24 protein-coding genes and 2 tRNA genes are annotated in these 24,682 nt (G+C 68.6%); 9 read left to right on the top strand and 17 right to left on the bottom strand.

Annotation, left to right across the window (positions count from 1 at the left end; genetic code table 11):
- Window positions 1–571: 571 nt before the first annotated feature.
- The 6 genes from AC3ENQ_RS10325 to AC3ENQ_RS10350 all read right to left on the bottom strand — a co-directional run bounded on the left by AC3ENQ_RS10325 (window position 572) and on the right by AC3ENQ_RS10350 (window position 6,109).
- A complete protein-coding gene (locus AC3ENQ_RS10325; RefSeq protein WP_431804300.1) occupies window positions 572–1,795 on the bottom strand; it encodes a Dyp-type peroxidase in 1,224 nt (407 codons plus the stop codon).
- Window positions 1,795–2,001 (bottom strand): copper chaperone PCu(A)C, encoded by a 207-nt coding sequence (locus AC3ENQ_RS10330; protein ID WP_431804302.1) that lies wholly within the window; start codon window positions 1,999–2,001, stop codon window positions 1,795–1,797. Before AC3ENQ_RS10330 ends, AC3ENQ_RS10325 begins: the two co-directional genes overlap by 1 nt.
- A complete protein-coding gene (locus tag AC3ENQ_RS10335; RefSeq protein WP_431804304.1) occupies window positions 1,940–2,395 on the bottom strand; it encodes a hypothetical protein in 456 nt (151 codons plus the stop codon). Before AC3ENQ_RS10335 ends, AC3ENQ_RS10330 begins: the two co-directional genes overlap by 62 nt.
- Window positions 2,396–2,667: 272 nt before the next feature.
- Window positions 2,668–4,314: an MFS transporter gene (locus tag AC3ENQ_RS10340; RefSeq protein WP_431804305.1), complete on the bottom strand. Its 1,647-nt coding sequence runs from the start codon at window positions 4,312–4,314 to the stop codon at window positions 2,668–2,670.
- On the bottom strand, window positions 4,311–5,045 hold the full coding sequence (locus tag AC3ENQ_RS10345; protein ID WP_294981125.1) for an ABC transporter ATP-binding protein: 735 nt from the start codon (window positions 5,043–5,045) through the stop codon (window positions 4,311–4,313). The genes AC3ENQ_RS10340 and AC3ENQ_RS10345 overlap by 4 nt, the downstream gene beginning before the upstream one ends.
- A complete protein-coding gene (locus AC3ENQ_RS10350) occupies window positions 5,042–6,109 on the bottom strand; it encodes an ABC transporter permease (RefSeq protein WP_431804307.1) in 1,068 nt (355 codons plus the stop codon). The genes AC3ENQ_RS10345 and AC3ENQ_RS10350 overlap by 4 nt, the downstream gene beginning before the upstream one ends.
- Before the next feature lie 162 nt (window positions 6,110–6,271).
- Here AC3ENQ_RS10350 and AC3ENQ_RS10355 point away from each other — a divergent pair, with 162 nt between their 5' ends.
- Together AC3ENQ_RS10355 and AC3ENQ_RS10360 are read left to right on the top strand one after the other, a co-directional pair.
- Complete coding sequence (locus AC3ENQ_RS10355; protein WP_431804309.1) at window positions 6,272–7,456, top strand: sensor histidine kinase; 1,185 nt, start codon at window positions 6,272–6,274, stop codon at window positions 7,454–7,456.
- A complete protein-coding gene (locus AC3ENQ_RS10360; protein WP_294981117.1) occupies window positions 7,453–8,079 on the top strand; it encodes a response regulator in 627 nt (208 codons plus the stop codon). The genes AC3ENQ_RS10355 and AC3ENQ_RS10360 overlap by 4 nt, the downstream gene beginning before the upstream one ends.
- A 455-nt stretch (window positions 8,080–8,534) precedes the next feature.
- Here the strand turns inward: AC3ENQ_RS10360 and AC3ENQ_RS10365 are convergent, their stop codons facing one another.
- Window positions 8,535–9,410 (bottom strand): EcsC family protein, encoded by an 876-nt coding sequence (locus AC3ENQ_RS10365; protein ID WP_431804311.1) that lies wholly within the window; start codon window positions 9,408–9,410, stop codon window positions 8,535–8,537.
- A 385-nt stretch (window positions 9,411–9,795) separates the two neighbouring features.
- On the opposite strand from AC3ENQ_RS10365, the gene trxB reads away from it, so the two are divergent.
- Genes trxB through AC3ENQ_RS10390 form a run of 5 tightly spaced genes read left to right on the top strand, consistent with a single transcriptional unit; the run spans window position 9,796 to window position 13,599 of the window.
- The gene (gene trxB / locus AC3ENQ_RS10370) at window positions 9,796–10,770 is read left to right on the top strand and encodes a thioredoxin-disulfide reductase (protein WP_431804313.1); all 975 of its coding nucleotides are present in this window, start codon (window positions 9,796–9,798) and stop codon (window positions 10,768–10,770) included.
- Window positions 10,767–11,093, top strand: coding sequence for a thioredoxin (gene trxA, locus AC3ENQ_RS10375; protein WP_336626332.1), 327 nt, complete (start codon window positions 10,767–10,769; stop codon window positions 11,091–11,093). The genes trxB and trxA overlap by 4 nt, the downstream gene beginning before the upstream one ends.
- Window positions 11,090–12,178 carry an ACR3 family arsenite efflux transporter gene (arsB, locus tag AC3ENQ_RS10380; RefSeq protein ID WP_431804316.1) on the top strand — a complete coding sequence of 363 codons (1,089 nt, stop codon included), beginning with the start codon at window positions 11,090–11,092 and terminating at the stop codon, window positions 12,176–12,178. Before trxA ends, arsB begins: the two co-directional genes overlap by 4 nt.
- On the top strand, window positions 12,175–13,179 hold the full coding sequence (locus tag AC3ENQ_RS10385; RefSeq protein ID WP_431804318.1) for a metalloregulator ArsR/SmtB family transcription factor: 1,005 nt from the start codon (window positions 12,175–12,177) through the stop codon (window positions 13,177–13,179). The genes arsB and AC3ENQ_RS10385 overlap by 4 nt, the downstream gene beginning before the upstream one ends.
- Window positions 13,180–13,194: 15 nt before the next feature.
- On the top strand, window positions 13,195–13,599 hold the full coding sequence (locus AC3ENQ_RS10390) for an arsenate reductase ArsC (RefSeq protein WP_336626335.1): 405 nt from the start codon (window positions 13,195–13,197) through the stop codon (window positions 13,597–13,599).
- Window positions 13,600–13,734: 135 nt separating this feature from the next.
- Here the strand turns inward: AC3ENQ_RS10390 and AC3ENQ_RS10395 are convergent, their stop codons facing one another.
- From AC3ENQ_RS10395 to AC3ENQ_RS10410, 4 genes are read right to left on the bottom strand one after another with little or no spacing between them, the layout of a single operon-like run.
- Complete coding sequence (locus AC3ENQ_RS10395; protein WP_336626336.1) at window positions 13,735–14,043, bottom strand: hypothetical protein; 309 nt, start codon at window positions 14,041–14,043, stop codon at window positions 13,735–13,737.
- A complete protein-coding gene (locus AC3ENQ_RS10400; protein ID WP_431804320.1) occupies window positions 14,040–15,956 on the bottom strand; it encodes a heavy metal translocating P-type ATPase in 1,917 nt (638 codons plus the stop codon). The genes AC3ENQ_RS10395 and AC3ENQ_RS10400 overlap by 4 nt, the downstream gene beginning before the upstream one ends.
- Window positions 15,953–16,312, bottom strand: a complete 360-nt coding sequence (gene cmtR, locus AC3ENQ_RS10405) for a Cd(II)/Pb(II)-sensing metalloregulatory transcriptional regulator CmtR (RefSeq protein WP_431804322.1) — start codon at window positions 16,310–16,312, stop codon at window positions 15,953–15,955. Before cmtR ends, AC3ENQ_RS10400 begins: the two co-directional genes overlap by 4 nt.
- Window positions 16,313–16,360: 48 nt before the next feature.
- The gene (locus AC3ENQ_RS10410) at window positions 16,361–17,692 is read right to left on the bottom strand and encodes an NAD(P)-binding domain-containing protein (protein WP_431804324.1); all 1,332 of its coding nucleotides are present in this window, start codon (window positions 17,690–17,692) and stop codon (window positions 16,361–16,363) included.
- Between the two features lie 81 nt (window positions 17,693–17,773).
- Here AC3ENQ_RS10410 and AC3ENQ_RS10415 point away from each other — a divergent pair, with 81 nt between their 5' ends.
- Window positions 17,774–18,115 carry an ArsR/SmtB family transcription factor gene (locus AC3ENQ_RS10415; RefSeq protein ID WP_431804326.1) on the top strand — a complete coding sequence of 114 codons (342 nt, stop codon included), beginning with the start codon at window positions 17,774–17,776 and terminating at the stop codon, window positions 18,113–18,115.
- Window positions 18,116–18,124: 9 nt separating this feature from the next.
- Here the strand turns inward: AC3ENQ_RS10415 and AC3ENQ_RS10420 are convergent, their stop codons facing one another.
- Window positions 18,125–18,577, bottom strand: coding sequence for a hypothetical protein (locus AC3ENQ_RS10420; RefSeq protein ID WP_488185854.1), 453 nt, complete (start codon window positions 18,575–18,577; stop codon window positions 18,125–18,127).
- Window positions 18,578–18,727: 150 nt separating this feature from the next.
- Between AC3ENQ_RS10420 and AC3ENQ_RS10425 the strand changes: the two genes are divergently transcribed.
- Window positions 18,728–19,975: an IS256 family transposase gene (locus AC3ENQ_RS10425; RefSeq protein WP_431804330.1), complete on the top strand. Its 1,248-nt coding sequence runs from the start codon at window positions 18,728–18,730 to the stop codon at window positions 19,973–19,975.
- 539 nt (window positions 19,976–20,514) lie between these two features.
- Here AC3ENQ_RS10425 and AC3ENQ_RS10430 read toward each other — a convergent pair.
- The 5 genes from AC3ENQ_RS10430 to serS all read right to left on the bottom strand — a co-directional run bounded on the left by AC3ENQ_RS10430 (window position 20,515) and on the right by serS (window position 24,614).
- A tRNA-Ser gene (locus AC3ENQ_RS10430) sits at window positions 20,515–20,603 on the bottom strand.
- 276 nt (window positions 20,604–20,879) lie between these two features.
- Complete coding sequence (locus AC3ENQ_RS10435) at window positions 20,880–22,187, bottom strand: LCP family protein (RefSeq protein WP_431804331.1); 1,308 nt, start codon at window positions 22,185–22,187, stop codon at window positions 20,880–20,882.
- 50 nt (window positions 22,188–22,237) lie between these two features.
- Window positions 22,238–22,322: transfer RNA gene (locus AC3ENQ_RS10440), tRNA-Ser, on the bottom strand.
- A 97-nt stretch (window positions 22,323–22,419) separates the two neighbouring features.
- A complete protein-coding gene (locus AC3ENQ_RS10445) occupies window positions 22,420–23,349 on the bottom strand; it encodes an HAD family hydrolase (RefSeq protein WP_431804333.1) in 930 nt (309 codons plus the stop codon).
- Window positions 23,346–24,614: a serine--tRNA ligase gene (serS, locus tag AC3ENQ_RS10450; protein ID WP_431804335.1), complete on the bottom strand. Its 1,269-nt coding sequence runs from the start codon at window positions 24,612–24,614 to the stop codon at window positions 23,346–23,348. The genes AC3ENQ_RS10445 and serS overlap by 4 nt, the downstream gene beginning before the upstream one ends.
- Window positions 24,615–24,682: the final 68 nt, after the last annotated feature.

The following is a 24,682-nucleotide window of genomic DNA, read 5'->3' on the forward strand; positions in this document are numbered from 1 at the left end:
GCACCCGGCTCATCCGCCGAACGTTCGATCACCTCGTTGTCTGTGCTCACGTCTGTATTGCTCATTCCTCCCGTTCGAGTTCACGATCCACCACCTGGACCCGATCTGATGACACGACGTGCCGGTGCGGACAACGCGACGACAGCCGCCGACGGCGCGAGCACAGCGAGCGGAAGCGAGCGCCCGAGCGGGCACGCCGAGTCGGGGAGGAGACGGAGGGATTCGCGCGCTCGGTCTCACCCTTGAGTAGCCGCAACCATGCGCCGAGCAACTCACAGTGAGCAGAACGCTCAGCAGAATCCCGCAGAACCGCAAGATTGCTCAACGCCAACCACATCGAAAACGTGGCAGAAATGGCAGATTTCGTGGCAGAAGCGGAAGAAAATTGCCTCTGCTCAGGACTTTTCTTGGCGGAGACGGAGGGATTTGAAATCGCGCCGATGGTAACCGAGACCCGGTGAAACCGCGTGATTCCGCGGATTCTGACGCCGCCGGCATCCGCATGGATCAGGTCGATTCGGTTCCATTCGTGGCAGAAACGTGGCAGCGATTAAGAGCCTTCACTCCGCTATCACGCGAGCAGGGTTTCCCCGATGTACCCGCCCTCGGCGCAGCCCGGCGGCACGGCGAACACCGCCGATCCGATGGGAGTTGTCCATTCGTTGAGCAGGTCGAGGTCGTCCAGTCGGCGCTGGATGGGCGTGAACTGCGCATCGACGTCGGCCTGAAACGAGACGAAGACGAGTCCGGAGTCGGAGACTTCGGACCCGGCGGGTCGCTCGTCGTAGTTGTAGGCGCGTCGGAAGATGCGCTGCGTCGTGTCGTCGGGTCGCGCGCGCCGCATGTGGGAGAACTCGGGGATCACCGGGAAGCCGATCGACGTCTTCGCCTCGAAGTCGGGTTCGTCGTGCTCACTGGTGCCGGTGAGCGGCGCACCGTTGGAGAGCGAGCGCCCCACGGACTGCTCGCGGCCGGAGCGGTCGAGCTTGTCCCACTTGTCGAGGTTCATGTGGATGCGGCGCACGACCATCCCGGTCCCACCCGCGAGCCATCCCTCGTCCGCCCAGACGACCGTGTCGAACTCGGTCGTCCCGGGCTTCGGGTTGGATGTCCCGTCGACCTGACCGAACAGGTTCCGCATCGTCGTGCCGGGGGCGACGGATCCGTAGGCGCGGCGGAAGCCCTGCTGCGTCCACCGGACCGTCGCGAAACCGCGCGCATCCTTCAGCAGCATGCGCGTCGCGTGCGCGACGGTGAGTGGATCATCGGCGGCCACCTGAATCAGCAGATCACCGTGGCTGAGCTCTTCCTGCAGCCGGTCCACCGCGAACGCCGGCAGGGGCTGCAGCCAGGCTGGCGCCGTGCCGGCGGCGCGGGCGACGAATGCGGGGCCGAATGCGAACGTGACCGTGAGCCGGGCGGGCGTCAGAGCGAGCTCGGGTTCGGAGTCGGCGAGGGCGCCGCGACCTTGAGTGAGCCGCTCGGCGTCGTCGGTGAGGATGCGCATGAGGCGTCGCAGGCCGTCACGATCGACCTCGTCGCGGAGGTCGAGGGCGACGAAGGTGCCGTGGGCCTGGGCGTCCGTGTCGATGCCCGCCTGCTGGATACCGTGAAACGGCACGATCTCGGCACCGTTCAGCGGGGTGGAGGGCGCGGCGGTCGTGCCGGAGGGCGCGGTGAGGGCGAGGTCGATGCCGACGGCAGCGGCGGCGCCGACACCGGCGACAGCCCCTCCGAAGAGGAACTGCCGCCGGGTCGACCCGGATCGACGTGCGCCCCTGTCGGGCGCGCCCATCAGTTGCTCGGCGTCGGGGTGGGCGACATGTCCATGTCCATGTCGCCGCCCTCGTAGGTCTCGTTGGCGCCCGAGTAGTCCTTGATGGGCGCCGTGAACTCGTAGGTCGAGTCGTCGGAGAAGGTCAGCGTGAAGGTCGCCTCGTCACCCGCCGCCAGCGGCGCGCGCCCACGCGCGCAGATCGCGCGCGAGCTCGAGCAGCACACGGACGGCGCGCTCTCCGTGGTAGAGCGCGACGATGGTGACTGCCGCAGCGATGCCGTGACCGATCCACATCCACGGGTCGGCGCATAGCGCGGCCACCGTGGGATCGGTGGCCGCGGGGATGGTCGTCATGGCGCCGTGCATGTGCTGATGCATCGTCATCGACGTGACCCCCGCGGACGGAGCACCCATCACGAACAGCGCGTGGAAGAACAGCTGACTCGCCCCGACGCTCAACGCCAGCCGCACGCGAGAGAGGTTCCTACCCGCCAGCAGGCTGCTCACTGCTACGGCAAGCACCCACGGCGTGAAGATTCCGGCCCAGCCCGGGACGACACCCCCGGCGACCACGTGCGACAGCAACGCCGTGAAAGTTGCGATGGAAGCGACCGACACCCCGCGCGCGACGCGTTGTGTCCGATCTGCTCGCATACCTTCAGCCTGCCAGCATGTTCACACGGCCGGAACCAGGCCTCTGGCGCGCGCCACACGAGCGGAACGCTAGCGACACCTCCGCAGAGCCGTACGACTGCTCAACGCGGACCACATCGAGAACGTGGCAGAAGTGGCCGACTACGCGGCAGGGATGTGCCGTCCTATTGTGATCACACCCATGGTCCCTTAGCCGGCGACCGTATTGCGCGGCACGTCGAGAATCCAGCGAGGGTTCAGGCCGCGATATCCGCATGGCCCGCCTTCGCGGCGCGACGAAGCCGGGCGGCGCCGAGCAACCCGAGCAGCAGGAAGACCGACGCGACGAGCAGCGACCAGCGGGTCGCGTCCGCGAACCCTGCCGCGAGGGCATCCGCAGCGCCGGCGGCCTGGTCGCCGAACGAGCCGGCGTCACCGCCCGCCCGCAGTTGAGTGATCGTCGTGCCGGCCGACTGACGCGTCGCGGCGGCGAGTTTGTCCGCTGCGTCACCCGTCAGTCCCGCCGCGTTCAGGGCGGCGGGCAGCGTCAGCGCGAGCGCGACGGAGAGCGTCGCGCCCGCGAAAGCGGTGCCGAGCGCCGATCCGATCTGGCGCACCGTGCTCTGCGTAGCCGAGCCCTGCCCCGACACCTCGACGGGCACGTCGCGCAGCACGGTCCCTGTCAGCTGAGCGGACGCGAGCCCGAGGCCCAGTCCGTAGACGACCAGGGGGAGCGCGACGAGCCAGCCTGGCGTTGTGGCGCCCATGAGGAAGGCGAGTGCGACGACGCCGATCACCTCGAGGCCCAGTCCGATGAGCACCGTGCCAGGAGATCCGAACCGTGCGGCCACGTGACGCGCGACGGCACCGGAGAAGAACGCGCCGATCGCCATCGCGGCGAGCACGAGGCCCGCCCCCATGACGTCGAGGCCGAGCGCGTTGACGAGGTACAGCGGCAGCACGAAGATGATCGCGAACTCACCGACGGCGACCATCGCGGCCGTGACGTTCCCCCACGAGAACGTGGGGAGCGTGAACAGGTTGAGGTCGAGGAGCGCCGACCGCCGCACCTTCTCGCGGTGCCTCTCCCAGAACACGAACAGGGTGAGGGCGGTGACGGCGATCGCCATCGCGACCGGCACGACCGAGATCGCGGCATCCGCCGGCCAGGTCCAACCGAGCATCTTGAACGGGCCCTGCGGCTTCCACCACCCGAGGTCGGGCCCCTCGATGACCGCGAAGACCAGTGCGCCGAACCCGATAGCCGACAGAAGCGCCCCGTCGACGTCGGCCCCGGGCCGCCCCTTGGCACCGCGGGTCTCGGGCACGACGAGGATGCCGGCGATGAACACGAGGGCACCGAGCGGAACGTTCACCCAGAAGATCCAGTGCCACGACCCCCATTGAGTGAGCGCACCGCCGGCGAGAGGTCCCACGGCGGCGGCGCCCGAGATGACTGCTCCCCAGACCCCGAAGGCGGCGGCCCGGTAACGGCCACGGAACACCGCGCTCACGGTCGACAGCGTCGAGGGCATGATGAGCGCCGCGCCAACAGCCTGCACGGCGCGCGCGCCGATGAGCGGGCCCGCCGCGTCGGACATGCCTGCGAGGATGCTGCCGCCGACGAACACGACGAGACCGACGAGGAAGAGGAGTCTGCGCCCCCACCGATCGGCGAGCTTGCCCGTGGACAGCAGCAGAGCCGCGAGGAGCACCGCATAGAGGCTGTTGACCCACTGCGCGTCGGTCAGGTCGAGGTGGAGGTCTTTGATGATGTCGGGCAGGGCGACGCCGACGATCGTTCCGTCGAGGACGATCATGCCCAGACCGACCGACAGCACCGCGAGGGCGAGCCACTCGCGACGCGTGGGAGCGGTCACTGCGCTGTCGGCCGCGGCACTCATGAGGCGACGGCGCCCAGGTCGGCGCGGAGCGGGGTGGATGCCGTGCGCGGCGGGTCGGCGACGATCCTGCCGTCGACGAGGGTGACGACGCCGTGCATCTGGGGAAGGTGCACGAGGTCGTGGGTGACGAGCAATGTCGAGGTCTTCAGGTCGCCGGTGAGTCGCAAGATCAGCTCGATGATGCTGGCGCCGCGCTCCTGGTCGAGGGCGCTCGTCGGCTCATCGATCAGCAGGACGCTGGGCTCGTTCATCAGCGCGCGGGCGATGTTGACCCGCTGCCGCTGGCCGCCCGAGAGTTGGTGCGGGCGCTTGTCGGCGTGGGGGGCGAGTCCGACGGCATCCAGCAGTTCGCGCGAACGCTTCGCCACGGCGGTGCGACGCCCGCGAGAGTGCCGCGCGCCGAGCTCGTTCATGACGGTCAGCTGCTCATGCGCCGTCAGCGAGGGGATCAGGTTGGACTGCTGGAACACGATGCCGATCTGGTCCCGCCGCAGCTCGGTCGCCTCACGGGGAGCCAGGGCGGCGGCATCCACGCCGTCGATGAGGACCTGCCCCGAGTCGGGGCGGATCAGTGTCGCCGCGACGGCCAGCAGACTGGACTTGCCCGACCCACTGGGTCCGGTGACCCCGGTGACCGTGCCCGGATGGGCCGTGAGGGAGACGTTGTCGACGGCGGTGATGCGCTCGTCTCCGTCGGGGAAGGTGAGGGTGATGTCGTTCAGGCTGATCATCGGTTGCTCCCGAGTGCGGTGAGGGGGTCGGCGGAGGTGACGGAGCGAAGAGCGAAGGCGGCTCCGGCGAGACCCAGGGCGATCATGATGACGCCGGGCAGCAGGGTCGTGACCGGGCTGAGCAGGAAGGGCAGAGCGGTTCCAGCGAGCGTACCGAAGAGAGCCACCACGCCGATCCCGATGCCGATTCCGAGCACCAACACGACCAGAGCCTGTCCGAGTGCATCGCGCACGAGCGAGGGGGTGCTCGCACCGAGGGCCTTGAGCGTGGCGATATCGCCCTTGCGCTGCATCGTCCAGACGGTGAAGAACGCGCCGATCACGAGCCCCGAGATGCCGAACAGCATGGCGACCATCAGCAGCAGCGACCCGATCTCGGAGCGGAAGGCACTGAGCGCGGTCAGCGAACCGAGGATCGACTCCGAGACGGTCTCGTTCGCGGAGTCGGCGGCGGCCCAGTCGGGACCTCCGGTCACGGCGAGCACCGTGGCGTACGCTTCGGGGTTGCCCGTCGCGGCGGAGTAGGCCTGCCAGTCGGTCAGCGTCATCTTCACGACGGGTGTGTGGCTGTACCATTCGTCGCCTCCGATGGTCTCGACGGTGAAGACAGTGCCGGCGATGGTGACGTCGTCGCCGACGGCGACGTCGAGGTCCTTCGCGGCGGGGGCTGACACCGCCAGGTGGCCGTCCGTGGTCGGCGCGTCGGCGCTATAGCCGCTCTGCACGCCGAACGCGGCGATGGCGATACGCCGGTCGCCGGCCTCGGCGCGCGTCTGCGCGATGCCGATCGGTTGGGAGTCGGTGACGCCGTCTGTGGATGCCCACTCGGCGGCTTGCCGCTCGGTGATGGCGGAGTCCGCGAAGCTGGCGCTGCCTCCAACGGACGGCGTCGAGAAGACGATGCGGTCGCCGGGCATCGCCAGCACGGCGGAGATGTTCTGTGTGGCCAGCCCGCCGGTGAGTCCACTGAGAAACCCGACGAGGATGGTGATGAGGGCGACCACGGAGCCGATGAGGACGAATCGGCCGCGGGCGAAGCGGAGGTCGCGAAGCGCGACGAACATGAGGGTCCTTTCTGGTCGCCGGTTCTGGTGACGCTTCCACTCTCCCCACTTCTCCCTGGCGCGTCATCGGCCGTCGGCACACCATTCCAAGGCCGAACGATGGCGTGCAGGATCCTCCTTTCGGACGATGCTCGCTGACCCACGACGCGTAGGATTCGGACCATGCCGCATACCGCGCTCACGCCCGTCTTCGTGGGCCTGCGCACCGGTCTTCACATGCTGTTCGTTGCACTCACCGTCCTCGTGATCGTCCGGGCGGTGATCGCGCCGACGCAGGCGAGCATCGCCGCCATCTGCCTCGCGGTGATACTGCTCGGCACCTATGCGGTAGGAACGCTCATCACTTGGGCGCCGCGCAGCCGCCGGGTCGCGGGCGCCGTGTGGCTAGGTGTCATCACGCTCGAGTGGATCGCTTTGCTGTGGCTCACCCCTGAGGCGGCCTATCTCGTCTTCCCGCTGTTCTTCCTCTACCTGCATCTCTTGGGCAGGCTGTGGGGATCGGTCGCCATCGTGGTCGCAACGGCGATCGCGATCTGCGCCCTCGGCATCCACGGCGGATGGACGGCCGGGGGCGTTGTCGGGCCGATCGTGGGCGCCGGGGTCGCACTGCTTATCGGGCTCGGCTACGAGGCACTCGCCCGCGAGGCGCAGCAGCGCGAGGCGCTGATGCAGGAGCTGCTCGCGACGCGTGGACAGCTCGCCGCGACGGAGCGCGAGTCGGGGGTGCTCGCCGAGCGCGCCCGGCTCGCGCGAGAGATCCACGACACCGTGGCCCAGGGGCTCTCGAGCATCCAGATGCTGCTGCACGCCGCCGAGCGGGCCGATCCCGATGGTGCCGGGGTCGAACACGTCGCCCTCGCCCGCGAGACGGCGGCCTCCGCGCTCGCCGACGCGCGCCACTTCATCCGTGAGCTCACCCCACCCGACCTCGACGGACGCGGTCTCGGCGGAGCGCTTCGCCGCCTCGCGTCGACGCAGTGGGCCGCGCAGGGGTTGCCGGTGGAAGTGCGGGTGTCGGATGCCGTCGACCTTCCGATGCACGTGCAGACGGCGCTGCTGCGCATCGCGCAGGGAGCGATCGCCAACGTCATTCAGCACGCCGACGCCGACAGCGCGACGATCACTCTGACCGTCGGTGGCGACCGGCTGCAGTTCACGATCGCCGACGACGGCCGGGGGTTCGACCCCGCCCAGTCCCCGGGCGCGCCGACCGGTCGATCCGACTCGTTCGGACTTCGGGCCACCCGAGAGCGTGTCGATCAGCTGGGCGGCACGCTCACCGTGACCTCCGCACCAGGCGAGGGCACCGCGCTGACGATCGATCTCACCCTCGAGGAGGCGGCATGATCCGCATCGTCATCGCCGACGATCACCCCATCGTCCGAACCGGCATCATCGCGCTGTTCGCACCCGAGGACGACATCGACGTCGTCGCGGAGGCGGCGACGCCCGATGAAGCGGTTGCAGCTGCCGAGCGGATGAGTCCCGACGTCGTGCTGATGGACCTGCAGTTCGGGGCATCCGCGAATTCCGGCGGAGCAGATGCCACGCGCCGCATCCGCGCGCTCGATGCCGCTCCGTACGTGCTCGTGCTCACTAACTACGACTCGGACCGCGACATCCTGGGCGCCGTCGAAGCGGGCGCCAGCGGATACCTGCTCAAGGACGCTCCCCCTCACGAGCTCATCACTGCCGTCCGCGCAGCCGCGGCGGGAGAGAGCGCGCTCGCACCCGTCATCGCGACGCGACTGATGGACAGGATGCGCGCGCCGCAAGCCAGCATGAGCGCGCGAGAGCTCCAGGTGCTCGAGCTCGTCGCCGCAGGACGCTCGAACTCCGATATAGCCGCGGAACTGTTCGTGAGCGACACAACCGTGAAGTCGCATCTCGCCCACATCTTCACGAAGCTCGGGGTCTCATCCCGCACGGCCGCGGTCTCGCGCGCGCGCGAGCGCGGCATCCTGCGTTGAATGCGTCCCCCGTACGCGACCGGTACTGCAGGACCGACTCGGGGAGCCTACCCGCGCTCTCGACTCGCCGACGTTTGGCGAACGCTCCATTGCTCGGATCGCACAGGAGACGGAGGGATTCGCACTCTCGGTCTTGCGCCTGAACGCGCGAAACGACGATAGGGCCGAGCTCGGAATCAGCAGACTGCTCAACGGTGCGAGCCCTGGTTGGCGATCTGCCGAACGCGGACTCCGCCGGGACCGTGGCAGGAATGGCAGATCTCGTGGCAGAAGCGGAAAGCAATAGCCCCTGATCAGGCTTTTTTAGAGCGGAGACGGAGGGATTTGAAATCGCGCCGATGGCAATTGGGCTGATCGAAATCGCATGAATGCGCGGAATCTGATGTCGCGATAGGCCCCTCGATCAGGTGAGTTGAGTTCAATTTGTGGCAAAAACGTGGCAGCGGTGGCGCCACCTACGCCCGCGGTCCCTCACGGCCGAGCAGATCTGGTCCCCCGGCATCTGCTAGCTCCTCGAGCACGCTAATGCGCTCGTCGTCCACGTCATGTTCCTCATCTTCAACGACTCGCATATCGATCGGGGCTTCTGCGATCAACTGTGGATACTTCTCGGCGAGGAATCGGCGCCTGTACGCGACGTCCGCCGCGTCGAAGATTCCCTCCAACGTCGCCCAGTTGAATGTACCACCGAGCAGGATGCCCACGACCGGGACGAACTTGCCCAAACTCTTCTTCGTGAGACGAACCCCGAATGCCTTCGCGAACTGTCCACTGACTTTGGAGATCACGCTCTTGTTGAGTGCGTCCCACGTCTTGCCACGCACGAGGGCCTGGGTGAGCCGAGAGACATCCGCCAGGGCTGCAGTCTTGGCGGTCGCAGAAACGGCGGTCCCGGTATTCACAACCGATAGAGCAAAGATTTTCTCGTTCGGGTCTTCGGGGTCGTAGCCATACAGCAGGGCGACGTGTCCGACGGCTCGCGTGGCGAGCGTGAGGACGGCGGCCGCATCGGCGGCAACCGCACCAACGACCGCTCCGGCAGAGGGTGCGGCTCCCGCGCCCGCGGACGCGCCACGGTGACCAGCTGACCACCCGAGATTACGAGTCCGGTGCCCGCGCCTGAGAGCGCCGCGATACCTGGATAGTAGAGGTCCGTACCGTGGCGGCCGACCTTGTCTACCTGCTTCAGATCCAGACGTCGTACATCCGCCAGATCCTCGACCTCGTGCCCCTTGCGCTTGTGGAGATCGACCACTCGCTTTGCCGACAGGCCCGCGCGCGAAGCACGCGCGGCCGTTGTCTTTGCGGAATCGAGCGCCGCCCCAGCCCAATCCGCGACACCATCGGGCACCGCATCGCTCACCCTCGCCGCTGCGGCTCCAACCTTCCTAGCGCCCTTCGCAACGGTCTTCCTGCTGTGAGCAACGGCGCTCGCGACCTTCGGGCGATCCTCAAGGTAGTCGGTCGCCTTGCCCCCGACGGAGATCGCACCCTTCACCACCTTGTCGTTGAAGTCTCGAAGCGTCGCAGACAGCGGCCTCCCCTTACTGGTAGGTCCGATTGTTGAAGAGTGCACTTTTCGCGCCTTTTTCATCGATGATGCGGAGGTCACGCGCGAAGGGTGTTGGCGGCCCCTGCCTGAGCCGGTAGGTGAACATCCGGTGACAAAGCCATCGCGAACTCGCGGATTGATTCGATAGATGTCAATATAGAAGCATGTCGAATCAAGAAGTCGAACTGGTCATCGTCGGGTCCGGTCCCGCCGGATACACGGCGGCGGTCTACGCGGCGCGTGCGGGTCTCGCGCCGGTCGTGATCGCGGGCTCGGTGACCGCGGGCGGTGCGTTGATGACGACGACGGAGGTGGAGAACTTCCCGGGCTTCGTCGATGGCGTGCAGGGACCGGAGCTGATGGAGTCGATGCGGGCGCAGGCCGAGCGATTCGGCGCTCGGATCGTCTACGACGACGCGATCCGCCTCGAGCTCGACGGCGACGTGAAGACCATCGAGACCGGTGCCGGGGCGACGTACCGGGCGCGGGCGGTGGTCCTCACGATGGGTTCCGCGTACCGCAAGCTCGGCCTCTCCGAAGAAGAGCGGCTGTCGGGGCACGGAGTGTCCTGGTGCGCGACGTGCGACGGGTTCTTCTTCCGCGAGCAGGAGATCGTCGTGGTCGGCGGCGGGGACTCCGCGATGGAGGAGGCCCTGTTTCTCACCCGGTTCGCGTCGAAGGTGACCGTCGTGCACCGCCGGGACGAGTTCCGCGCGTCGAGGATCATGGCGCAGCGCGTGCTGGAGGACCCGAAGATCGAGGTCGCCTGGAACAGTGAGGTCGCTGCGATCCTCGGCGATGAGCAGGTCACCGGGCTCACGCTGCGCGACACCGTCACCGGGGCCGAGCGCACGCTCGACGCGACGGGGGTGTTCGTCGCGATCGGGCACGACCCGCGTTCCGAGCTCGTGACCGGGCAGGTCGACACCGACGCGGACGGGTATGTGCGGGTCGCGCACCCGTCGACGCGGACGAACCTGGCCGGGGTGTTCGCGGCCGGGGATCTCGTCGATCACACGTACCGGCAGGCGATCACCGCCGCGGGCACCGGCTGCGCGGCCGCGCAGGACGCCCAGCACTACCTGTCGAACCTCGCACCCGCCACCGTTTCCGAGCTTGCTTTGGAGGTCTCCGCATGAGCACCGTCACCCCTGTCACCGACGCTACTTTCCGGGCTGAGGTGATCGAGTCCGGGCTGCCCGTCGTGGTCGACATCTGGGCGACCTGGTGCGGCCCGTGCAGGGCGATCGCCCCGATCCTGGACCAGCTCGCCGTCGAGTACGCGGGCCGGGTGAAGATCGTGAAGGTCGACGCCGACCAGAACCCCGAGACCGTGGCCGCGGCAGGGGTGACCTCGATCCCGACCCTCGGGTTCTACCGGGACGGGGAACGCGTGGACGTGCTGATCGGCGCGCACCCGAAGCCCGTCTACATCGCGAAGATCGAGGAGCTGCTCGCATGACCGACACCTTGACCCGGACCGCCCCGAAGCGGCTCTCCACCCTCGACAAGTGGCTTCCGCTCTGGATCGGCCTCGCGATGGTCGTCGGCCTCCTGCTCGGCCGTTTCGTGCCCGCGCTCTCGGACGCGCTGTCCGCGATGGAGGTCGGCGGGATCTCGATCCCGATCGGGCTGGGCCTGCTGGTGATGATGTACCCGGTGCTCGCGAAGGTCCGCTACGACAAGATCGCCGCCGTGACCGGAGACAAGAAGCTTCTTGTCTCCTCGCTGCTGCTGAACTGGCTGGTGGGGCCTGCGGTGATGTTCGCGCTCGCGTGGATCTTCCTGCCGGACCTGCCGGAGTACCGGACCGGGCTGATCATCGTGGGTCTCGCCCGCTGCATCGCGATGGTCGTGATCTGGAACGATCTCGCGTGCGGTGACCGGGAGGCGACCGCGGTGCTGGTCGCGATCAACTCGGTCTTCCAGGTCGTGATGTTCTCGGTGCTGGGCTGGTTCTACCTGACCGTGCTGCCGGGCTGGCTGGGCCTGGACGCGCAGGGTCTGGAGATCTCGGTCTGGCAGATCGCCTTGAACGTGCTCGTGTTCCTCGGCATCCCGCTCGTCGCGGGCTTCGCGTCCCGGTTCATCGGCGAGAAGCGCAAGGGGCGCGACTGGTACGAGGAGAAGTTCCTCCCGAGGATCGGGCCGTGGGCGCTCTATGGGCTGCTGTTCACGATCGTGCTGCTGTTCGCCCTGCAGGGCGAACAGGTCACCTCCCACCCGATGGACGTCGCCAGGATCGCGCTGCCGCTGCTGGTCTACTTCGCACTGATGTGGTTCGCCGGCATCCTGCTGGGCAAGGCACTCGGTCTGGGCTACGCGCGCTCCACGACGCTCGCGTTCACCGCCGCGGGCAACAACTTCGAGCTCGCCATCGCGGTCGCGATCGGCACCTTCGGCGCGGCATCCGGCCAGGCCTTGGCCGGGGTCGTCGGCCCGCTCATCGAAGTGCCCGTGCTCGTGGGCCTGGTCTACGTCTCACTCTGGGCCGCGAAGGCCTGGTTCCACACCGATCCCTACGCCACCGAATCGAGGACGTCATGACCGACACGACCGTCATCTCTGACGCCGACGCGTGCGCACCGTCCACGGCGCACGCGATCGGCACCGAGGCCGCCACGACCGTGGCCGGGGCACTGAAAGCGCTCGCTGACCCGCTGCGGCTGCGGATGCTCTCCGCGATCGCGACCGACCCGCGCGGCGAGTCCTGCGTGTGCGACCTCGCGGACCTCGCCGAGGTGTCGCAGCCGACCGTTTCGCACCACTTGAAGGTGTTGAAGGAGACCGGGATGCTGCTGTCCGAGCGGCGCGGCACCTGGGTCTACTACCGCATCGCCCCGGGCAAGCAGCGCGCCGTCGCGGCCCTGCTCGACGCGTTCGCTCCCGCCGCGGCCGTCACCGACGAGCCCGAGGACACCGCAGCACGGGCCGAGGCCCTGCAGCAGATGGACGCCCGCGTGACCCGCCTCGCCAATGAGCTCGCCGACGAGCTGACCGGGCTGAACCGGGATCTCGTGATCGCGATCGTGCGCGAGTCCTACGCCGGCCTGGTGCGTTCGGCGAAGCTGACGGCGCACATGATCCCGCTGACCGAACGGTTCGCCCGGCAGCGCCTCGCCGACCTGACGCGGGACCGCTCGGCCGGGGTGCCGCAGGTGCTGTTCGTCTGCGTGCAGAACGCGGGCCGCTCGCAGCTCGCCGCCGCGATCGTCAACCAGCTCGCAGGTGGCAAGGTCGTCGCGCGGTCCGCTGGGTCGACGCCGGCGGTCGACGTGCATCCGCACGTGAGGTCGCTGCTCGTAGAGATCGAAGGCGAGCAAGACGCCGGGGATGCGTTCCCGAAGCCCCTCACCGACGACGCTGTGCGCGCGGCCGACGTGGTGGTCACCATGGGCTGCGGGGACGTCTGCCCGATCATCCCCGGGGTCCGGTACGAGGACTGGGCCGTCGGCGACCCGGCTCTCGCTTCCCCGGAAGGGGTCGACGCGATCCGCCACGACATCGAGGGCCGCGTCCGCGACCTCCTCGCCACCCTCACCGACTGAAAGAAGCGAACAACAATGACCGACCAGAAGCCCTCCGTCCTCTTCGTCTGCGTCCACAACGCCGGCCGCTCCCAGATGGCCGCCGGTTATCTCCGCGAGCTCGCGGGCGACCGCGTCGAGGTCCGCTCCGCCGGGTCCATGCCCGCCGACCAGATCAACCCCGTCGCGGTCGAGGCGATGCGCGAGGAAGGCATCGACATCACCGCCGAGCAGCCGAAGGTGCTCACCACCGAAGCGGTGCAGGACTCCGACGTCGTGATCACCATGGGTTGCGGCGACGCGTGCCCGTTCTTCCCGGGCAAGCGGTACGAGGACTGGAAGCTCGAGGACCCGGCGGGGCAGGGCATCGAGTCGGTGCGCCCGATCCGCGACGACATCAAGGCCCGCGTCGAGACTCTCCTCGCCGAACTACTCGCCTGACGAGCTGCGAGCACCGGAGGGGCAGAGGCCAATGGCCCTGCCCCTCCGGTGTGTTTCCGGGTCCGCGAACTTTACGGCGAACACCGCTTTGCCGTGAGGTGTGACCCAGTGATCGCGTCACCGGTCGTTCTCGCTCTACCGGGATGCGCCTCGCAGCGCTGCTTCGATCTGCTCCTGCGTGGGCGCTCCGGCGTACCCGCTTCCTGTCGCGTAGACCCGGCACGCCAGCGAGCGAGCCGGGGTCGTCGGGAACAGGTCGACGCCGTCGAGGAGGATCGTGGGCGAGCCTCCGAACTGGGTGTTCGCCGCCTCGGCCTCCGTTCGGATCGTCACCAGCTCTACAGGAACGCCCCCGAGCCCGAGAGCGTCCAGCGCTGCGCGTGCGTTGGTTTCGGCGATGTCCGTGTTCGGGCAGTCGACGATGTGCAGGAGTTCGACCTTCATGCGCTCGGCTCCTTCCGAGTCCCGGCGGCGCGCAGGCCGTTGAGGATGACGACGACCTCGGCGATCTCGTGCACCAGGACCACGGCGGCGAGGCCCAGGACGCCGAACAGGGCCAGCGGGAGCAGCACGGTGATGATCAGCAGCGACAAGATGATGTTCTGGTTGATGATGTGCCGCCCCCGACGGGCATGGGCGAACGCGCGCGGGAGAAGCCGCAGATCGTGACCGGTGAAGGCCACGTCGGCCGACTCGATCGCGGCGTCGGAGCCCGTCGCGCCCATCGCGATCCCGATGTCCGCGGCGGCCAGCGCAGGGGCGTCGTTGATGCCGTCGCCGATCATCGCGACCGGCCCCTTCGCACCGAGCTCTGCGATCGCGGCGGCCTTGTCCTCCGGGCGCAGCTCGGCGCGGACGTCATCGATCCCTGCATGCGCAGCGAGGGCGCGGGCGGTGCGGGCGTTGTCGCCGGTGAGCATGGTCACCCCGATGCCCTGGGTCGCGAGGGTGCGGACCACTTCAGGGACCTCGGGGCGCAGCTCGTCGCGGACGCCGATCGCGGCGACCGGGACGCCGCCGCGGTGGACGATCACGACTGTCATGCCCTGCTCCTCCAGCCCCGCGACCCGGTCGTCGAGCGTGCCGGCGTGCAGCCAGCGGGGACTGCCGACGGTGATCCGCGCGCCATCGAGCTCGCCCTCGATGCCGTGCCCGGCCTGCTCGGTCACGCCCTCCGCCGCAGGCGCATCCGGCGCTGCGGCGGTGATCGCGGCCGCGAGCGGGTGGGTGCTGCGCTGCTCCAGGGCGGCCGTCCACGCCAGCGCCTCCGCCTCGCTCACACCGTCCACGGTGAGGACGGCGGCGACGGCGGGCTCGTTGCGGGTGAGGGTGCCGGTCTTGTCGACGGCAACGTGGCGGATCACGCCGAACCGCTCGAACGCGGCACCCGACTTGATGATCACGCCGAACTTGCTCGCCGCACCAATCGCAGCGACAACAGTGAGAGGCACCGAGATCGCCAGCGCGCACGGCGACGCCGCCACGAGCACCACGAGGGCGCGGGTAATCCACAGCTCCGGGTCACCGAAGAGCGAACCGATCACGGCGACCAGGACGGCGAGGATCAGCACACCCGGCACGAGCGGGCGGGCGATGCGGTCCGCGAGACGAGCGCGGTCCCCCTTCTCCGCCTGTGCCTGCTCCACGAGCTCGACGATGGTGGTCAGCGAGTTGTCGGTGCCCGCCGCGGTCGTCTCGACCTCCAGCGCTCCCGCGGTGTTGATCGCGCCGGCCGACACTGAGTCCCCAGGCTCGACCTCCACCGGGATCGACTCCCCGGTGATCGCGGAGGTGTCCAGGCTGGAGCGGCCCGTGCGGACGATCCCGTCGGTCGCGATCCGCTCGCCCGGGCGCACCAGCATCAGCTGGCCGACGGCGAGGTCCTTCGCGGCGACCTCGACCGAGGCCCCGTCGCGCCGGATGGTCGCGGTCTCGGGGACGAGCTTGAGCAGCGCCCGGAGCCCGCCGCGGGCGCGGTCCATCGCCTTGTCCTCCAGGGCCTCGGCGATCGAGTAGAGGAACGCCAGTGCCGCGGCTTCTTCGACGTAGCCGAGGATGACCGCACCGATCGCGCTGATCGTCATCAGCAGACTGATGCTCAGCTTGCCCGTGAACAGCTTCCGGATCGCGCCCGGCGTGAACGTCGACGCACCCAGCAGCAGGCCGACCCAGAACGCCACCAGCGCCGGGATCTCCATCCCGGACCACTCCAGGACGAGACCGGTCAGGAAGGCGACGCCGGAGAATACCGGGACCATGATCCCGCGGTCCCGCCACCAAGGGCGCTCCGCCTCCTCAGCCTCTTCGGCGACAGTGGCCGCAGGCTCGTCGTGCTCGTAGCCGCACGCCGCGCTCACTCGCCCGCTCCCGTCCCGCAGCAACCGGGCACGGCGCACTCGGCGTCGACGCACGGCGCGTGCTCGTCGACGGCCAGCGTCACGTCCACCAAAGCGGTCAGCGCCGCCGCCAGGTGCGGGTCGGCGATCTCGTAACGCGTCTGCCGCCCCTCGGGCTCCGCGACCACGATCCCGCAGTCGCGCAGGCATGTCAGGTGGTTCGACACGTTCGAGCGCGTCAGCTCCAGCTCGCGCGAGAGCACGGCCGGGTAGCTCGGGCCCACGAGCAGGGTCATCAGGATCCGAGAGCGCGTCGGGTCCGCCATCGCCCGGCCGAGCCGGTTCATGACGTCAAGACGAGAAGCAATAGTCAGCACACACTGACTATACAGCCTACACTGACATGAGCCGAATAGGCAGTGAACCTACGATGCCGAACCCACGCCGAGCTGGATGAGCTGCGAGGCTGGAGCGCAGCACGATCCCGCGCTGGCGGACTCGTCGGGCGCGTCGAAGAGGCCGGAGCCGCCGCACACGCCGGTGTCTGGCAGGGCGAGCTCCACGCGCTCGGCGGCTTCGCTGTCCCCGGCGATCGCGGCGACGACGCTGCGCACCTGCTCGAAGCCGGTCAGGGCGAGGAACGTCGGCGCACGCCCGTAGGACTTCGCTCCCACGATGTAGAACCCCGGCTCGGGCTGCTCGAGGTCGGCCGCGCCGGTGGCCCGGACGGAACCGCAGGAGTGCACGTTCGGGTCGACCTCCGCGGCGATCTTCGATGGGGCCTGCAGGCGCATGTCGAGGTCGAGACGGATCTCGGAGAGGAAGGACAGGTCGGGACGGAAGCCGGTGGTGACGAAGACCCGAGCGGCAGGCTCGAGGCAGCGGCCGTCCTCTGCCACCAGCACCGCCTGGCCGCCGTCGACGACGACCTGCTCGGTGCGGAACCCGGTCACGAGATCGACGAGCCCGTCCTCGACGGCCTTCTTCGCGCGCTGGCCCAGAGCCCCGCGCTCGGGCAGCTCGTCGGCGCTGCCGCCGCCGAAGGTGTTGCCGACCGCGCCGCGGCGCAGCACCCACGTGATCCGCGTCCCCGGCTCGCGCTTGGCCACCCGCGACAGGATCCCGATCGTCGTCGCCGCGGAGTGCCCGTTGCCGACCACCACGACGTGCTGGCCCGCCAGGGCACTGGCGTCCTCGATCGCGGGCATGCGGTGCTCCAGGAGGCCTGCGCCTGTCGCTGCGCTCTCGCCGAGGGCAGGGAGCCCGTCGGCTCCGGCGGGACTGGGCGTCCGCCAGGTGCCCGAGGCGTCGACCACGGCACTCGCTTCGATCCGCTCCTCGGTGCCGTCCGCGCGCTCGACGTGGACGACGAAGGGCTGCTCGGCGCGGCCCGCGTCGACGGAGAGGTCGCGGCCCTTGCGGCCTACGCCGACCACTCGCGCTCCGTAGCGCACGCGGTCGCCGAGGGCCTCTGCGAGGGGCGCGAGGTACTGCTCGATCCACTGCGCACCCGTCGGGTAGCCCTGAGTCGGGGCCGACCATCCGGTGGGCTCCAGCAGGCGTCTCGACGCCGCGTCCGTGAGCTCAGTCCACGGAGAGAACAGGCGCACGTGGCCCCACTCGGCCACCGAGGAGGCAGCCGTGTCGCCGGACTCCAGGACGATTGGGGCGAGCCCCCGCTCGATCAGGTGGGCTGCGGCGGCCAGTCCCTGCGGACCGGCACCGATGACGACGACAGGGTTCACTGCGACCTCCATGCATTGACGTTCTTCGATGTGAGACAAGACGATCCTGACGCTCATATCGACAGATGTCAATATGTCGGGCAGAATAGAGCCATGAACGCACTGCCCGTCACCATCGCCTCTACCACTAGTGCCTGCTGCACCCCCGGCCAGGCGATGGACGACGGCACCGCCCACGACCTCGCGAAGGTCTTCAAGGCCCTCGGCGACCCGACGCGGGTGAAGCTGCTCTCGATGATTGTCGGCAGCAGCGCAGGCGAGATGTGCGTCTGCGACCTCACCGAGCCCGTGGGCCTGTCGCAGCCGACGGTCTCTCACCACATGAAGCTGCTCGTCGAAGCAGGCCTGGTCACCCGCGAGCAGCGCGGGAAATGGGCCTACTACCAGCCGACCACCGGCACGCTCGCCGACGCGGCGAAGGCGCTGCTGGGGTGAGCTTCGTTGTCAGTCGGACACTGCGCGGAGCTTTGGGTAGTCGGACCAGTCCCCACTGGCGAGGCGCGACCACGCGGCGGCCGACGCAGGCGTTATGCCGAGCAAGTCGGACACGATCCGCGGGTGCATCTGCCGGGTGAGTTCGATGAGAGCGGTTGTCCGCGCGCTTTCGGAGCGGAGCCCTTCGGCGCGGAGTCGGCGGCTGATCAGCCCTGGGGTGAGGTGGAGTCCCGGGTTTCTGCCGGGGAATAGCCATCCTTCGGGGTAGCGCATCGACGCGTCGACGAGGTCGACGATCGCGTCTCCGAGGATCTTGGGGAGCTCGATAGGTTCCGCCCCGATAGTGAGCTTCACGGGCGGGGATGTCGCGTCGACCTGATCGCGGGTGAGGGTGATGATGCGGGTGAGCTGGATGCCGTAGAGGAGCACGAGCAGGCCCGCAGCACGGGTCTTCGAGTCCACGTCTGCGTCGGTGAGGAATCGGCGGGCCATAGTAGTGCCCCGTATCGTGGTGTAGCCCGCGGTGGCCCGCCTCGTCGCTATGACGTGAGCGCGGTCACCGTGTGATCCTTCGAGGAAACTCTCACATCTCACTCGAAAGGCATCATCACGATGACCGCACCTCATATTATCGACCCTGCGAGCGTGCTCGCTGAAGCCCTGTCCGACGCGTCGCCGGATCTGATGCGCAGTCTGCTGCAGACCATGATCAACGCGCTGCTGTCCGCTGACGCGGACGCCGTCGTCGGCGCGGAATGGGGCAAGCCCTCACCCGACCGCACCGCGCAACGCAACGGCTACCGGCACCGGGACCTGGACACCCGCGTCGGGACGATCGATGTTCAGATCCCGAAGCTCCGGCAAGGGACGTACTTCCCGGAATGGCTGCTGGAGCGCCGCAAACGGGCCGAGACCGCGCTGATCACCGTTGTCGCGGATTGCTATCTCGCCGGAGTGAGCACCCGCCGGATGGACAAACTGGTGAAGACTCTCGGGATCCACTCGCTGTCGAAGTCGCAGGTTTCACGGATGGCCGCCGACCTCGACGAGCACGTCGACCAGTTCCGGCACCGCCCGCTCGGCGACGTCGGCCCGTTCACGTTCGTCGCCGCCGACGCGCTCACGATGAAGGTCCGCGAGGGCGGCCGGGTGATCAATGCGGTCGTGCTGGTCGCGACCGGCGTCAACGCCGACGTGCGCCACGAGGTCCTCGGCCTGCGGGTGGCGACCAGCGAGACCGGGGCGGCCTGGAACAGCTTCTTCGCCGACCTCGTCGCCCGCGGCCTGGGCGGGGTCCGCCTCGTCACCAGCGACGCCCACGCCGGACTGGTCGAGGCGATTGCTGCGAACCTGCCCGGCGCTGTCTGGCAGCGCTGCCGCACCCATTACGCCGCGAACCTGATGTCGGTGACGCCGAAGACCATGTGGCCGGCGGCGAAGGCGATGCTGCACTCGGTCTACGACCAGCCCGACGCCGATGCCGTCAACGCCCAGTTCGACCGGCTCCTGGACTACGTCGACGGGAAGCTCCCCGACGCGCACGAGCACCTCGACGCCGCGAGGGAGGACATCCTCGCGTTCACCGGGTTCCCAGAGGGGCTCTGGCAGCAGATCTGGTCGAACAACCCCAACGAGCGCCTCAACAGGGAGATCCGCCGCCGCACCGACTCGGTCGGCATCTTCCCCAACCGCGACGCGATCATCCGCCTCGTCGGCGCCGTCCTCGCCGAGATCACCGACGAATGGGCCGAAGGCCGCCGCTACCTCGGGCTCGAGATCCTCACCAAGAGCAGGCTCACCCTCATCGCCGACTCCGACATCGAGGAGGTGACCGACACCGTCCTCGAACTCAGCGCCTAACCCCTCAAATCGAAGGACGCCGCGCTACACCACTACGCGGGACTTGACCGCGACGCTCCGAGCGGTAGCCAGGTCTGCTGTCACCGAGACCTGACCCTTGTACATACGGCTGGTGGTGCCGTGCCACGCGTTTCGATCGCGGAGCACGACAAACGTCTTGGCCGCCTGGACAGCGAGTAGTTCGCTTGCGAGCATTCGCTTGTCATCCTGCGTCGATATCGGCCGCACGGCTGTTCCTTTCAGGCCTGGCTCAGCGCGTATCCCTTTGTGAACGCGAGCCGATGCCACGATACCCAGATGGTCTGACACTCAGAACAATCGTTGGCCGTCGAGGGGGGATCGCGTCCAACCACCGCGTCGGGAGCGAACAACCAATGGGCGAGGGTCAGCGTGGGGCCTCCGCGCCATGTAGTCCATTGTCATGTCTCAGGACTTCGGTGACACTTCGTGGCAGAAACGTGGCAGAAGCGCCCTCGTCGCCTCGCCCGACAAGCAGAAAACCCGCGGAATTCCGCGGGTTTCGAGGCTGGATCTCAGAGCGGAGACGGAGGGATTTGAACCCTCGGTCCCCGTAAGGGGACTCCACCTTAGCAGGGTGGTGCACTAGGCCTGACTATGCGACGTCTCCCGGCATCCGGCGACGAAACCGCACGGAGGCACCCGGCAATCATAGCCGCTCGCGCCCCGCGCACCGAACCGACAGCGGCACCAGGATGCCTCACACCCGCGAGACGGGACGTTCTTGCTGAGACGGGACGCGCGACGTGCCGTCTCAACACAGACGTCTCGTGTCACGGGCAGGCGCGGCGGGGCAGGCGCGTCGGGCCCGATGGGCGGCCAGGCGCGACAGGCGGCCAGGCGCGACGGGCGGCCAGGCGCCCCACCCGGCGCCCCCCGCCGCGGGTCAGCGCTGCTTCTGCGTGCAGGTGACGTCCTTGGCCGTCTGACCGGGGATCGTCGAGGGCAGGGCGACAGACGTGGACGTCGGCTCGGGTGTGGTGGCCGGGTCGGCCGGCGCTTCCGTGGCGCCCGCGTCCGCCGTGGGGGTCGGCGCGGGAGTCCCGACGCCCGGATGCTCGGCCTGGCCGACCACCTCGGTTCCGTACCCGTCGCTCGTCGAGCCCGTGAGCTGCAGCGGCTGGTTGTTGGCAAGCGCCTCGAACAGCACGTCACCATCCGCCGTGAGCGGGACGACGCGATCGCCGCCGTCGGCGTAGGCGGTGGGGTACTGAACGAACACGATGTCCTCGTACGGCACGCTCTTCACAGCCATCGCGATCTGGACCATGCGCTGCGGGTTCGCGAGGGACTGGCTGAGGATGAGCTGCTTCTCGTTGACCTGCGTGACGGCGGTGGTGGCGAGGTTGAAGAGCGTCGCAGGATTGCTGAGCACACCGTCGGACTGGAGCTTGCGCACCATCGAGCTCATGAACTGCTGCTGGTTCGAGATGCGACCGAGGTCCGACCCATCGCCGATCCCGTGCCGGATGCGCAGGAACTGCAGCGCCTCGGCCCCCTCGAGCGTGTGGGTGCCGGCAGTCAGGTTGAGGCCCGTGTGGGTGTCACTGATGTCGTCGGCGACGCACACTTCGACACCCCCGATGGCATCCGACATGTTGATGACGCCGGTCCAGCGGATCGCTCCGGCGAACTGGATGTCGATGCCCGTGAGCTTCTCGACCGTCAGAACGGTGCAGTTCATGCCACCGTACATGTACGACGCGTTGAGCATCTGCGCGCTCATCGCGGAGTACTGCCGCCCGTCCTCCCCCGTGCACGCGGGGATCGGGACGATCATGTCGCGCGGGAACGAGACGACGGTGACGCGGCGCGGCTCGTCACTGATGTGCACGAGCATCGTGACGTCGTTGCGCTCGCCTTCGGTGGTCTTCGCCTGACATGCCCCCGACAGTGCGGCGTTCGCGCCCTCGCACGAGTCCGTACCGATGATGAGCATGTTGACGCCGCCCTCGATCTCGCCGATCGACGGCGGGAGGGTGGAGGCGTCGTCGCCGTCGAGCGCGACCGCATTGTCCTCGACGGCACGCGCGGCATCCCATACGTAGAACGCTCCGACAGCAGTGACGCTGAGCACCACGACGACGACCATCGCACCCAGCACCGTCAGGACCTGGACGAACGGGTTCGGAGACGAAAGAACGCCGTGACGCGCGACGGGTTGCCGCCGTGCGCGATCGGTGCGTGCGCCCACGGGAATCCTTTCGAAAAGCCCCGGATGCGGTTTCGCCACATCCGGCAAAGCGGAGGGTGTGGGATTCGAACCCACGGGACATTGCTGCCCACTGGTTTTCAAGACCAGGTCCATCGGCCGCTCGGACAACCCTCCCTGCGGTGGCGTCGAGTCTAGTCGAGGACGCTCCATCATCCCGCCGACGCCTGAGCACACCCTGTATGGCGCGCCAGGAATGGGTTCGTGGATGGAGCTACAGAGCGCGCAACACGTCGGCGACGCCGCCGGCGTGCACGGATGCCGTGACCTCGCCCGCCTCGCCGCGGACCTCGTCGGGGCCCTGCCCCATCGCGATCGCGCGTCCGCCGTTCTCCCTCGCCCACCGGAACATGCCGACGTCGTTGCGACCGTCGCCCATGACGAGAACGCGCTCGGGCGGAACGCCCAGCCAGGTGCGCACGCGCTCGAGAGCGGTCGACTTGTCGACGCCCTCCGGCGCGATGTCGAGCCACGCCGACCACCCGACGGCGTACGAGACCTCGCTGAGGCCGATGCGCCCGACGAGCGCCAGGAAGTCCTGATCGGTCTCCTCCGGCGAGACGACGACGACGCGGCAGACGGGCTGCGCCGAGAGTCCCTCGAAGGTGACACGGCGGGCGTGGACGAGGTTCCAGTCGTCCATCGGCTCGGTGTAGAGCCGCTGTCCGTCGGCGAGTTCGACGAGGTAGCGGCCGTGCGGAAGGTGGTCGCGGAGCAGCCCCAGCACCTCGGTCGGGTCGAAGGTCTCGACGTGGAAACGTTCGTAGACGCTCTCTTCGCCGAGGTCTCCCCCGACACGCTTCATGATGACGGCGCCGTTGGAGCAGACCGCGTACTCGGGCGCGAGGGCGAGGACGTGTTGGATGCCTCGGGTGCTCTCCCACGACCGGCCGGTGGCGAGCATGACCTCGTGCCCCGCGCGGTGCGCGTGGGCGACGGCCTCGACGACCCCGGGGCTGAGCGTCTCGTCCTCGAGGAGCACGGTGCCGTCGACGTCGAGCGCGATGAGGAGCGGCCCGACTCCGACGGCCGGATCACCGGCATCCTCCGCGATCTCCTCGACGATCGCCGCCGCCTCGCGCTGCGGGACGACCTCGACCGATCCGGTCTCGGGAAGCGATTCGGGGAACTCGTCGGAGGTCACGCGACCGGCTCCGCGACCTCGAGCCCTCCCAGGTACGGCCGCAGCACCTCGGGGATGACGACCGAGCCGTCGGCTCGCTGGTGCGTCTCGAGGAGCGCGACGATCCAGCGGGTCGTCGCGAGCGTGCCGTTGAGGGTCGCGACGGGCGCGGTCTTGGCGTCGGGTGCAGGACGGTAACGCACGTCGAGACGACGTGCCTGGTAGGTCGTGCAGTTCGAGGTCGAGGTGAGCTCGCGGTAGGCATCCTGCGTGGGAACCCACGCCTCGATGTCGTACTTGCGCGCCGCGGATGAGCCGAGGTCGCCGGCGGCGACGTCGATGACGCGGTAGCTGAGTCCGAGGTCCTGCAGCATCTGCTCCTGCAGGGCGACGAGGCGCAGGTGCTCGGCCTCGGCATCCTCGGGCGTCGTGTAGACGAACATCTCGAGCTTGTTGAACTGGTGCACGCGGATGATGCCGCGAGTGTCCTTGCCGTACGACCCCGCCTCGCGCCGGTAGCAGGTCGACCAGCCGGCGTAGCGCTTGGCGCCGGCGGCGAGGTCGATGATCTCGCCCATGTGGTATCCGGCGAGGGGCACCTCGCTCGTTCCGACGAGGTAGAGATCGTCTGCCTCGAGGCGGTAGATCTCGTCGGCGTGCTGGCCGAGGAATCCGGTGCCGCGCATGACCTCGGGGCGGACGAGCGTCGGCGGGATCATCGGGATGAACCCGGCGTCGACCGCGCGCTGGAGCGCGAGCGACATCAGGGCGTACTCGAGGCGTGCGCCGATGCCGGTGAGGAAGTAGAAACGCGAGCCCGACACCTTCGTGCCGCGCTCCATGTCGATGGCGTCGAGCTTCTCGCCGAGGGCGAGATGGTCGAGCGGCTCGAAATCGAACGTCGGGGTCTGCCCGTGGGTGCGGAGCGTGACGAACGCCTCCTCACCGCCGGCGGGAACCCCGTCGATGACGATGTTCTCGATGCGCGAGAGCGCGGCATCCGCTGTCTCTTCCGCCTCGGTGACGGCGAGCTGCGCGGCCTTGACGCGGTCGCTGAGGTCCTTCGCCTGCGCGACGAGCGCCGGCTTCTCGTCCTTCGGCGCCTGCGCGACCTTCTTGCCGTGCGCGTTCTGCTCGGCGCGGAGCTCTTCGTACGCCGTGAGAGCCGCACGGCGGGCGCGGTCGGCGGCGACGGCCTCGTCGACGGTGTCGGGCGACTCGCCGCGTGCCACCTGCGAGCGCTTGACGAGGTCAGGGTTGTCGCGGAGCAGTGCCAGATCGATCACGGGTCAATCCTAGTTAGGTGGATGCCGACGATCGCGGGCGGTCGATCCGGCGTAGACGCCCGGCCATC

The organism is Microbacterium sp. bgisy203 (assembly GCF_057706945.1).